Annotated in this window: 12 protein-coding genes and 1 pseudogene; 7 read left to right on the top strand and 6 right to left on the bottom strand. The window is 37.5% G+C overall.

Annotated elements, in window-relative coordinates; translation table 11 throughout:
* Positions 1-453, top strand: a pseudogene (locus V7147_RS18910) (Na+/H+ antiporter NhaC family protein); the annotation flags it as partial.
* A gap of 41 nt (positions 454-494) precedes the next feature.
* Here the strand turns inward: V7147_RS18910 and V7147_RS18905 are convergent.
* Positions 495-1,106, bottom strand: a complete 612-nt coding sequence (locus V7147_RS18905) for a biotin transporter BioY (protein ID WP_335369385.1) — start codon at positions 1,104-1,106, stop codon at positions 495-497.
* A 301-nt stretch (positions 1,107-1,407) separates the two neighbouring features.
* On the opposite strand from V7147_RS18905, the gene V7147_RS18900 reads away from it, so the two are divergent.
* Both V7147_RS18900 and V7147_RS18895 read left to right on the top strand, forming a co-directional pair.
* Entirely contained in the window at positions 1,408-2,175 is a 768-nt protein-coding gene (locus tag V7147_RS18900; protein WP_335369384.1) for a sulfite exporter TauE/SafE family protein, read from the top strand.
* 101 nt (positions 2,176-2,276) lie between these two features.
* Positions 2,277-2,735 carry a helix-turn-helix domain-containing protein gene (locus tag V7147_RS18895; protein ID WP_335369383.1) on the top strand — a complete coding sequence of 153 codons (459 nt, stop codon included), beginning with the start codon at positions 2,277-2,279 and terminating at the stop codon, positions 2,733-2,735.
* 145 nt (positions 2,736-2,880) lie between these two features.
* On the opposite strand, the gene V7147_RS18890 is transcribed toward V7147_RS18895, so the two are convergent.
* The 3 genes from V7147_RS18890 to V7147_RS18880 all read right to left on the bottom strand — a co-directional run bounded on the left by V7147_RS18890 (position 2,881) and on the right by V7147_RS18880 (position 4,671).
* Positions 2,881-3,042 (bottom strand): hypothetical protein, encoded by a 162-nt coding sequence (locus V7147_RS18890; protein WP_335369382.1) that lies wholly within the window; start codon positions 3,040-3,042, stop codon positions 2,881-2,883.
* A gap of 104 nt (positions 3,043-3,146) precedes the next feature.
* Positions 3,147-3,578, bottom strand: a complete 432-nt coding sequence (locus tag V7147_RS18885) for a hypothetical protein (protein WP_335369381.1) — start codon at positions 3,576-3,578, stop codon at positions 3,147-3,149.
* Between the two features lie 238 nt (positions 3,579-3,816).
* Complete coding sequence (locus tag V7147_RS18880; RefSeq protein ID WP_335369380.1) at positions 3,817-4,671, bottom strand: SDR family oxidoreductase; 855 nt, start codon at positions 4,669-4,671, stop codon at positions 3,817-3,819.
* A gap of 119 nt (positions 4,672-4,790) precedes the next feature.
* Here V7147_RS18880 and V7147_RS18875 point away from each other — a divergent pair, with 119 nt between their 5' ends.
* The 3 genes from V7147_RS18875 (at position 4,791) to V7147_RS18865 (ending at position 6,131) form a co-directional block, all read left to right on the top strand.
* Entirely contained in the window at positions 4,791-5,393 is a 603-nt protein-coding gene (locus V7147_RS18875; RefSeq protein ID WP_335369379.1) for a DedA family protein, read from the top strand.
* A gap of 55 nt (positions 5,394-5,448) precedes the next feature.
* A complete protein-coding gene (locus V7147_RS18870) occupies positions 5,449-5,832 on the top strand; it encodes a hotdog fold thioesterase (RefSeq protein ID WP_335369378.1) in 384 nt (127 codons plus the stop codon).
* Positions 5,833-5,924: 92 nt separating this feature from the next.
* Positions 5,925-6,131 carry a hypothetical protein gene (locus tag V7147_RS18865; RefSeq protein ID WP_335369377.1) on the top strand — a complete coding sequence of 69 codons (207 nt, stop codon included), beginning with the start codon at positions 5,925-5,927 and terminating at the stop codon, positions 6,129-6,131.
* A 26-nt stretch (positions 6,132-6,157) separates the two neighbouring features.
* On the opposite strand, the gene V7147_RS18860 is transcribed toward V7147_RS18865, so the two are convergent.
* Entirely contained in the window at positions 6,158-6,727 is a 570-nt protein-coding gene (locus V7147_RS18860; protein WP_335369376.1) for a hypothetical protein, read from the bottom strand.
* Positions 6,728-6,853: 126 nt separating this feature from the next.
* Here V7147_RS18860 and V7147_RS18855 point away from each other — a divergent pair, with 126 nt between their 5' ends.
* Complete coding sequence (locus tag V7147_RS18855) at positions 6,854-7,411, top strand: DUF5366 family protein (protein ID WP_335369375.1); 558 nt, start codon at positions 6,854-6,856, stop codon at positions 7,409-7,411.
* A gap of 265 nt (positions 7,412-7,676) precedes the next feature.
* Here V7147_RS18855 and V7147_RS18850 read toward each other — a convergent pair whose 3' ends face one another.
* Positions 7,677-9,539, bottom strand: a complete 1,863-nt coding sequence (locus V7147_RS18850) for a transglycosylase domain-containing protein (protein WP_335369374.1) — start codon at positions 9,537-9,539, stop codon at positions 7,677-7,679.
* Positions 9,540-9,596: the final 57 nt, after the last annotated feature.

Genomic DNA, 9,596 nt, shown 5'->3' with positions numbered 1-9,596 from the left:
AAACCACGTTCTCGGTATATCACCACCCCAAAAATCTAATCATGATATACCATGCCCATACCGCAACAGTGGATGTAGAAAAGCTTGTTAAGCAGTCAGCGGCCTTAATCAATGGAAATCAATCACTTGCTGCTTTGATGATGTTAATTGTCGGTCTATCTAATTATCTTAGGAATTGGTTCTTCCTTTTCAACGATTCCAATCATCACAATTATTTTCGTTCCATTATGCCTAGAGCTAGGCTTTAGTCCAATGGCGACAATTGCTATCGTTGGTACAGCGGCAGCTTTAGGTGATGCGGGTTCACCAGCTTCAGATAGTACGCTCGGTCCAACCGCTGAACTAAATGTGGATGGTCAGCATAATCATATTTGGGATATTTGTGTACTTGCATTTTTACACTATAATATTCCTCTCATCATTTTTGTTTGGATTGCAGCAATTATTCTATAAAAAACATCCCCTACGAAAAATCGTGGGGGATGTTTTACTTTTTATGATGCTTTTGTTGAAGTTTGATTCACAGAATTTCTTGTAACGGCGCGATAAATTCTAGGTGAAATAAGCGCTGCAAAAATAGTAAAGACGAGATCTTTCACAATAAACCAAGCCATAACAGTCCAAGCTGCACCGTAGCTCATTTTAACCTCTAACCAAAAGTTTAAGGCAAAGTACATATAGTTTGTGCCGATGAAATAATTCATGAAGAGACCGACAAATGATGCGAACATGAATGTTCTTAATGTTGGTGTCCCATTTGAATGTTCAACCACCTTACCAGCGAAATAGGCTGTAGCGATAAATGATAAAATAAATCCACCTGTGCCACCAATAAGTGGTGCTATTCCTGCTTCAAATCCCGAAAAAACAGGTGCTCCCGCAATCCCAATCAACATATATACTGTCATTGAAATAGCACCTAACCGGCTCCCGAGTAAAAGTCCTGCTAATACGGCAAAAAAAGTTTGCATCGTCAATGGAACCCCTGCGACTTGTAAAAACGGTACCATTGAAGTAATGTTTGCACCGATTGCCATAAGCGCTGCAAACATCCCGACATATGTAATTTCTATTGCTCGAATTCGTGGTTTGGAAACTGCTGTCATTTTGTGTTAACCTCCATGGAATTGTAGTTAACAAAATCGTAAAACAAGAAACGTTATATGTCAACATAAAATTTAAATGAGTTAACAAATAACTAAAACAAATTTTGAGTCATATGAATTCGTGAACTTCGATAAAATATTTATAAATGATTTCCTTTTCAATTTTACTTAATCGTATCCGTTAACCTTATAAATTGTTATAGTTAAAAAATATTTTTGTTGTCTATTGGAAGAAAAATGTGTCAAAAAAGATGTCCTGTAAATATAATGCCCATATCCGAAAATGTTGGGAGCGGTCGGAATGAGTATTGGAATTGTATTAATGGGATTATTTGTCGGTTTTTTGGTCGGATTAACAGGCGTTGGCGGAGCGGCATTATTAACCCCTTTTTTAATATTGATTGGCATCAATCCGCTCATTGCAGTCGGAACAGATTTTGTTTATAACTCAATCACAAAATTTTTTGGTTCTGTTCAGCATTTTCGGCAGAAAACAATAAATTTTAAACTAGTGAAGTATTTGGCTTTAGGCAGCGTTCCAAGTAGCATTATAGCCGTTACTACTTTACATTTTGCTGGGGGAGATAAACTCCTGCAAGGAGAAATTGTGAAGCATGCCCTCGGTTATGTACTCATGATGGTTGCGATTGCAACAATTGTAAAGACATTGTTCAGCTCTCGTTTTTCGCAAAGCTCCTATAGCCTAAAACCCATTGAGGATAAAGCAAAAGCTACCATACTATTAGGTGCACTCCTTGGTTTTATTGTCGGATTAACATCGGTTGGTTCCGGCTCGCTATTTGCGCTTGCAATGCTGTTATTTTATCGATTACGAGCTTCTGAATTAGTGGGAACGGACATCGCACATGCGTTCATTTTAGTTACGGTAAGCAGCTTTTTTCACGTAGGTTTTGGGAATGTTGACTTTCACTTAGTCACGAATTTACTCTGTGGTTCGATCCCCGGGGTAATCATTGGAAGCACTCTGTCTGCAAAAGTACCGATGAAACCACTGCAAACGATCATTGGGATCATCATTTTTATAAGTGGTCTGAAGTTGATTATCTGAATCGAAAAAATTGCGAATTTGTAAACCTTAGTGTAAAATTACACTAAGGTTTTTGGCTTTCTCTAATTTAGGAGAAGGTGAATGATTAAATAGGTGATTATATGGATAAAGAACAATTGACTCAAACGATCTCAGATAAAATGAGGCTAGTCCGGACTGAGAAAGGATATACACAGGATAAAATGGCTGAAATTTTGGGGATCTCGAAAAAGACGTTAGTACAGATTGAAAAAGGAAGAATTCAAGCAGGCTGGACATGTACCGTAGCCGTATGTGCATTATTTCGCGATAGTGAGATTATCCAGACAACTTTAGGAGGAGATCCCGTTGATGTCATTGAAATTATCGGTCGAAATGGGATTGATAGAGCGAAAGAACGCACCTTGGGTGGTAAGGTCTGGTGGAAGGATCTCAAAAAGGAAGGAAGGTTTCGCCTCCAGCAAAATATGATTAGTCAACACTATCGTATTTTGGATGATTCCAATTTTAGGTGGTATTCTTCTTTCGATGAAGAGGAAGCCTATAACAGGTTAAAAGAAATAATGATTAAATCCAGCTAAAAAACGGGGCACAACCTACTTGGCCCCATTTTTCTTCTTTGCAGTTTTGCTTTTTGATTACGTAGATGAAGTTAGATTATTGTTCGTAGCTGCTTCTTCGTTAAGTCTTTCTTTTTTAGCCATATAACTTCCTCCCGTATATCGTTTAGCGTTCGATAGAAAAATCATCGTAACGTTCATTTAAATATTCATTTTCGCCAGTTGCGAAATTTATATTCCGAAGGTCAAGCTCAGGATCAAGTTGATTCACGAGTTGTTCCTCTTTGCTTTGTATAGGTCTTTGTGTATCTCTATCTCTAACTTCCATGGTTTTTACCTCCTCGTGGTTTTATCTTGTCCTAAACAGTATAAATTTCATTCTTGTAAATAAAAAAGAACGATAGGCAAATTTTTACCACCGTTCTTACAAATTTACCGCCATCTTAATGCAATTGTTAACAGACTCGATTTACTGCCAGCTATACTTGCTTCTAATTGAAGATTTAATCCATCAGGATTAAAGGTTGCTTTAACATGCGACTGAATTCCTGTTGATTTTAGCAGTCGATTCACTTCGTCATCATTTGATGCCTGTGCAGCAGCCATTACCTGTTTCGCAAAATTCTTTGAATCAGCTAATTTAGCAAGGATTAGGCTTGCATCTCTCATAAGAATTCTCATTTCTTCTGCTGATTCCTTAAATAAAGTCGGATCAACTTCGGGGAATTTTCGAATATATGGGGATGGGTAATACGATACAGGGTCAGGAAATACAGAATGTCTTGTAATATTTGAATAATAGCCTGGGTACAAAACAGTTCTTGGTGGACCTTGATGTCCATAAATAAACGGATGGTAGTACAAAGGAAGACCTCCTTAAATCAAATGCGCCTTGGCGTATTTGCGCCCAGATTTTAGGCCCAGAAAGTGGCATTTTTAGTCTTTATCTTACTACTCGATAAATCTCCTCTAAAAACCTGTGGCATCCGCCGGAGGCTTAACATTAATTAGTCGGAGTTGAGACCCGACTGATTAATGTTAAAATACTCTTACAGTTTATGTTAATTTTCTGATAAGGTGCATTTGATTCGGAACATAAGTCCTACTTCCTAGCAATGCCTAACATCTTTAAAACAATTCCCTCCCACATCTTCCAAGGTAATACATTTTTAAGTAAAATGGACATTTTTGTTCCTTTTCCTAACGGGTAGCGAAGTTTAGTTAAAGTAGGCTTTTCAGCAAGACTTACGATGAATTTCGCAACTTCAAGCGGGTCCCCATAGGATGCTTGATTTCTTTCAAGTCTTGCTTCTATTTTTTTCATCAGCTCATAATATGGAGACGTGGTTAGCATCGACTTTTCTGCTATCGTTTTTCCACGGCTCCAAATATTTGTTTGAAACGAGCCTGGTTCGATCAGAGCAACATCGATACCAAATGACCTTACCTCAAGCTGTAATGATTCAGACCAGCCTTCTAATGCGTATTTTGATGCAACATAAGGAGAAAGACCTGGGAATCCGATTTGTCCACTAATGCTGCTGAGATTCATGATTTTACCGGACCGTTGCAGTCTCATAAATGGCAGAACAAGCTTTGTTACTTCAATCAATCCGAAAAAATTCGTTTCAAATTGCGCCCTGTATTCGAGTTCCGAGATTTCCTCCGCAAATCCACCTGTAGCAAATCCAGCATTATTCAATAAAATGTCTACTCGACCAAGCTTTTGAAGTGTTGTTTGAAACGCATACAAAGAATCAGCATCAGTTACATCCAATTGGCAAAAAAGAAGATTCTCTTCTAAGGCAGGATTATTTATTTCACGCAGTATATGTTCCTTCTTTTGCAAATCTCTCATTGTCACGACGACAAAGGATCCTTTTTTCAAAAATTCAATTGAACTTAATAGCCCAAATCCACTTGAAGCACCGGTAATAACCACAATGGGTTTGTCCACAATTTTCTCTCCCTTAAATAAATTCAAAATGGTTTCTAAGATTATTCTTTTAATTCTATAATAGATAAAGATGAGTATCTATAAGGAATACTCTTCTTTCCAATGAAGGCGGGATAGAATTGGATTTATATGAAGCAGTATCAATTATTCAACAACATGGTTATATTGGCCTTTTTTTATGGCTATGGGTGGGAGCATTTGTGATTCCAATCCCAAATGAAGTCATTGTGTCAACAATAGGATTTTTTGCAGCTGAGGATGTTTTCGTACCTTGGAAGATATTCATTGTTACATACCTAGGCATTTTAACTGCCGTTACTACAAGCTATATCTTAGGACGCTTTGCAGGACATGCGATGGTTGTCCTTCTTAATAAACAAAATAAAATGAGAAAAAAAATTGTCCGTGCTCTAAAAATTATTGAAAAATACAATACGTTTGCATTGGCATTTTGCTATTTTGTTCCGGGGTTTCGCGTACTGTTTCCATTCTTATTCGGATTCAGTAAATTGTCATTTATTAAATTTGCTTCAACCATGTACACGGCTATTTTTGTTTGGGTTTCCTTGATTTTTACAGTTGGTTATTATGCAGGTGAAGAATTCATTGAAGTGTTTATTAAATACTACGATATTGTCATTGGCGTAACTGTGGTATCAGCGTTATTATATGTATTGGTTAAAATGAGGAAGAACAGAAAACTACGAAAGCTTTCAAATTGAGAGGAAGCAGCGTTTTTAGGAATTCAAAAATAAGGAATTGGAGTAAGGGAGAAAAATGATAGAAAATACATTGATTTCAGCATTGGGCATTACGATTGAAGAGGTGACACCTGAACGGGTAACAGCAACGATGCCAATTGATGAGCGTACACGCCAGCCATTTGGTGTATTACACGGTGGTGCATCTGTTGCTTTAGCGGAAACGGTAGCAAGTGTCGGTACATACAATCTCGTAGACAAAGAAACGGAAGGCTGTGCAGGACTCGAAATTAATGCCAATCATGTTCGTTCAAAAAGTAGTGGTACCGTAAAAGCGATCGGTACGCCACTCCATAAAGGAAAAACAACAATGGTCTGGGATATCAAAATTATCGATGAAGAAGAAAACCTCATTTGCGTATCACGCTGCACCATGGCGATTATAAAATTGAAGAAGTAACATGAAATCGAGGGCTTAGTTTGAGTCCTCGATTTCTTTTTTGTATGAAAAGTCCTTTTTAACCGAATGCTAGTAGCAAGAGGTGAAGTTTTGTGAACGCAAAAAAAGGAATCGTGGCAATAGCTATTTTTGCCTTCCTGTTTATCGGTACGTGGGTCATCCATGAACAAACAAAGAAAGAATATGGAGAAAGCCAAATACAAAATCGGCATCAATTTCAAATACAAACAATCGATTCTTCACAAACCGAGGTTTACCCAAAATTCAAGCCGCGTGAGTATATTCGAATTAAAAAATAAATAAGGATGAGACAAAGCATCTCATCCTACATCACGCTATTATTTCGTTTCATTGGAACCGGAATGGCTTTATTATGGAACACCATGATTAGCACAGGCGCGACAAGAATTGAAAGGATAACAAATAGACTGAACAGTAGGTTCGACGTTAACGTGATCCCAGCCTTATAGTCTGCATCCATATAGTCATTAAACAGCGACGCTATTTCTTGGTCTTCGGGGAAATTTCCTAGCATGAGAAATTCCTGATTGTCAACATCATAATAAAAGAATTCATGCTTTTGGATATAAAAGATGCTGTCACGTTTTAATTTGTATGCCACATGCCCCACAACGACATTTGCCGTATACGTATCAATTTCCTCTTCATTTTCCTTCGTCTCTGGATCATCAGCTGTGACAACCTTCGTGATTTCGGCTTCCTTTGAAATGGAATTGACTACTTTAGCAGAGCGGTCAGCATAATAATTGATTTCCCCTAATTTCCCGTTAACGGCTTTTGTAAAATCTGTTTCTCCAGATGCACTAGCGGAGCTTAATAAAGTGAAAAATGCCAAACAACATAATAGCACCATAAACAAGAACCCTTTTCTCATAGAATCCCTCTCTCCCTCAGGTAGTAGCCTTTACTCTATATGTATTTTCAAAAAAGAGATTTACTACTAAAATATGTATGTTAAAATCAGAAAAGAAATCACTGCTTTGATTTGGGGAATCTAAGAATGAAAAATACATATTTTACAAGCTATTTTCCGCTCATTTCTATCATCCTATTTAGTGTCTCATTGGCCATACTGACTGAATTGAAGACTTTGGTGTTGTTAAAACAAATTGGCATATACCGTGGTATGCAGGAGTTTTTTTCGCCAACCTGGATAAATTTTGCGATCTTCTTTGTGTTTTTCTTAATCTATTTCATGGTGTTTGCTGCATTAAAATTAATTGCCAATACATTACTTGAGCTTTCGCTTTTGTTTTTCACGAAGGATAGCAAGGGAGAAAGCTTGCCGAAAATACGGGCGGGGTCTTTTTTCTATTTGGGAGGAGGGGCACTATCATTAGCGTTTGTCCAATCCTTTTACGGGATTGTGATTGTGCTTTTATTGGCAACACTGTGCTATTTTATTTTTTTCGTTTATAAAATTCAGGACACATTAACCTTAGGCGGATTAATAGGGCTCGTCTTTTTTCAAACGCTTAGCTGGTTTACCTTTTTTATTACGGTTACGTATGTTTGTATCAAGCTTTACAATGGCATCATCGCCAGTTTGCCATTGTAAAGGAATTGAGTTGATAAATAGACGTAGAAATTCCGCTTAATTGGAAATTTATATTAAAAAGGGCTCATATAGACGTAGAAATTCCGACTATTGACTCGAAAAACATGAAAATGGGGGATTTTATTTGGGATAGTCGGAAAACCTACCCTTATTTCCCTCGAAACTAGCGCCATTCGGATTTTAACCGGAAAAACTCCGCTTATGATACTTTTGCTGGTTAATCGATTAAGGACGAGACATCCAATCTAAAAAAGCGAGCCTCTTGTCATTGGCTCGCTTTCATAATATCCTTCCAAATATACATTTGGGGATGCCTTGATTCCATATAGTCAATGCTTTTATTTTGATCATTTCCAACCCACACACCAGCGGTATATTGATTAGTGAGTCCGATAAACCACAGGTCTTTTACATCATTCGTCGTTCCAGTCTTTCCACCAATATATCCACTCGAAATACGTGCTACTTTACCGGTTCCTGAAATCACAACATCCTCAAGTAATATTCTTACCTTTTGATTAGCGGAATCACTCCACACCATTTCAGGTTGTTCATCCCATTCATAAAGGATATTTCCTTGTAAATCAGTCACCCTCGTAATTCCGCGCGCTTCAATAAATTGACCGTTGTTCGCAAATGTTGCAAAGGCATTTGTCATCTCCAATGGCGACATTCCATATGTAAACCCACCTATAGCTGCTGGCAAACTATGGTCTTCTTTCACCACATTCGAAAAATGAAGCTTGTCTAAATAAGAAAACGCATGTTCAATACCCACTTTTTCAAACAATCGAACAGCAGGGGTATTGTAGGAATACTTAAAAGCGGTTCGTAAACTGACATTTCCATATTGTCCGCCTCCATAGTTTTGCGGACAATATCCATTTTTACAATAGTTATTGGCATTAATCGTCTGTGTAATAGAGGCACCAGTTTGATCAAAATAAGGTGCATAAACAAGCAAGGGCTTAATCGCGGAGCCTGGTTGTCGGAAGGCTTGAAAAGCCCGATGGAACGAAAACTTTTCATAGTTTTTTCCACCAACAATAGCGACAATTCGATTCGTCATATTGTCGATAACCGCAGCAGCACCTTGAACATTTTTATTTGGTAAATATCGTCCCACAGACTCTACAGCTTTTTCTTGGATAGTTGGATTTAGTGCCGTTTCAATGATGATACCTGACTCAAGAACCTTTTTTACTTTTTGATTTAAGTCTTTGTGAAATTCTTCCTTCTCACGATCAGAAGCCGAATTGATCTTTTTATTAAAGCCTTCTTTTTCAGCTATTAATTCTTCAAATTCCTTATAAATATAGGTTGTATAATCTGGATACTGGTCGATACTTTCGCTCATCGCAAGTTCAATCGGTTCCTGTACTGCACTTTCATATTCTGCATCTGTGATTTTACCTGCCTCTACTAAATTTTTTAAAATACGTTCTTGCCGTTCCTTCGTATTTGAAAAATTCGTGACTGGATTGTAGAGGGAAGGATTATTCGGAATTGCACATAAAAACGCGATTTTCGCGAGTGTCACATCCTTAATAGACTGGTTAAAATAAAACTGAGATGCCGTTTCAATTCCATATGCCCCGTTTTGAAAATAAATCGCATTCATGTATAAAGTTAAAATTTCCTCTTTCGTAAGAGTTCGTTCTAATTGATACGAATACAAGAGTTCGCTTAATTTTCGGTTATAGGTTTTTTCATTTGATAAATAAAGATTTCGTGCAAGTTGCTGGGTGATTGTACTGCCACCTTGATCAATCGAGTCATTTTTTAGATTAATGAGAGCTGCCCTTCCTATTCCGGTAATATCAAATCCGACATGCTCATAAAAATGCTGATCCTCAATTGTTATAAACAAATCCTTCACAATTTGTGGAATTTCTTCAGCTGGAAGTATGGTTCGATTTTCATTAGGGCGGATCTCCGAAATCACTTTTCCGGTGCCGTCTTTCATATAGCTTGTTTGGGTCAACACAACATCATTGATTGGAATTTGCTCATCTAGAACAGCGGGGAAGCTTTTTGTAACCTTCAATTCTCCATGGACTTGGACTAAAATAAACAAAAACAATCCAAAAAGAATAAAGGTGATGAAATACCCTGTTTGTCTCCTCATAAAAACACTCTCTCAAAGATTACTGTTCTTTCATTATATTATAATCAAATGCGCCTT

The sequence above is a fragment of the Bacillus sp. JJ1521 genome, assembly GCF_036965165.1.
GTDB lineage: Bacteria > Bacillota > Bacilli > Bacillales > Bacillaceae_L > Ferdinandcohnia.
Note: the sequence above shows the minus strand (reverse complement) of the source record. Positions and strands in the feature narration are given on the sequence as shown.

Coding starts and splice junctions, on each gene's coding strand:
- V7147_RS18860 (WP_335369376.1), bottom strand. CDS start 6,727: ATGAGAAAAGGGTTCTTGTTTATGGTGCTATTATGTTGTTTGGCATTT.
- V7147_RS18905 (WP_335369385.1), bottom strand. CDS start 1,106: ATGACAGCAGTTTCCAAACCACGAATTCGAGCAATAGAAATTACATAT.
- V7147_RS18870 (WP_335369378.1), top strand. CDS start 5,449: ATGATAGAAAATACATTGATTTCAGCATTGGGCATTACGATTGAAGAG.
- V7147_RS18855 (WP_335369375.1), top strand. CDS start 6,854: ATGAAAAATACATATTTTACAAGCTATTTTCCGCTCATTTCTATCATC.
- V7147_RS18850 (WP_335369374.1), bottom strand. CDS start 9,539: ATGAGGAGACAAACAGGGTATTTCATCACCTTTATTCTTTTTGGATTG.
- V7147_RS18895 (WP_335369383.1), top strand. CDS start 2,277: ATGGATAAAGAACAATTGACTCAAACGATCTCAGATAAAATGAGGCTA.
- V7147_RS18900 (WP_335369384.1), top strand. CDS start 1,408: ATGAGTATTGGAATTGTATTAATGGGATTATTTGTCGGTTTTTTGGTC.
- V7147_RS18890 (WP_335369382.1), bottom strand. CDS start 3,042: ATGGAAGTTAGAGATAGAGATACACAAAGACCTATACAAAGCAAAGAG.